The organism is Ornithinibacillus proteolyticus (assembly GCF_039581225.1).
Lineage (GTDB): Bacteria > Bacillota > Bacilli > Bacillales > Amphibacillaceae > Ornithinibacillus > Ornithinibacillus massiliensis.
The window spans coordinates 1-745 of record NZ_JBCPXV010000122.1 but is presented as its reverse complement, the minus strand read 5'-3'; the positions used below and the strand labels follow the sequence as shown (position 1 = coordinate 745).

Sequence of the window (745 nt, the reverse complement as noted above, 5' to 3'; positions counted from 1 at the left end):
AATTGCTTGGAACCAGTTTTTTGAAATCATTTCCATTTCCTAAACTAGATTTACCCATTTTGGCGGTATACTTCCTCAAGTTTACCGCCATAAGCGCAAATCCTAATTCATTTATCACTTTCTCTTTGCCTCGAACAGACATTCGAGTGAAACCCAAATTAGCCTTCAGAAATCCGAAGACTGGCTCCACATCAATTTTACGTTTCCCGTAAATTTCACCAGTTTTCTCGTCTGAAAGCTTCTCCCTGACATATTCTTTTTGAGATTCCCACTTTTCATTGAGGTATACTTTTCGATTGTTTCCCTCTTTCGCCTTTGTACACATGGATCGTAAAGGACATCCGGAACAATCTTCGCATTCATATACCTTGAACTCTCGGGTAAACCCATACTTATCTGTTCGATGAGATACGTGACTAAATATCACTTTCTTTCCATTTGGGCACGTGAATGCATCGTCATCTTCGTTGTACTCCCAATTGTCTACATGAAAAGCGTTACTTTTGTGTTTCCTTTTCTTTTCCTTTCGATACTGGTTATATGTAATTAGAGGTGTTCGATTTCTATTTCTCATAATATCTTCATAGTTTTGTTCACTACCATATCCTGCATCCGCCACGATGTATTTAGGTAGTTCTAAAAAGTTTTCTTCGATCGTATTCAAAAAGGGAATCAATGTACGAGTGTCGGTTGGATTTGGAAATACGTCATAAGCGAGTGCATATTGACCCTCTGTCGCAACTTG

General features: G+C 38.5%; 1 protein-coding gene. It reads right to left on the bottom strand.

Going from position 1 to position 745, the window contains the following annotated elements:
- The coding region (locus AAIB49_RS19910; RefSeq protein ID WP_343459069.1) for a transposase at window positions 1–745 on the bottom strand (745 nt) is incomplete at both ends.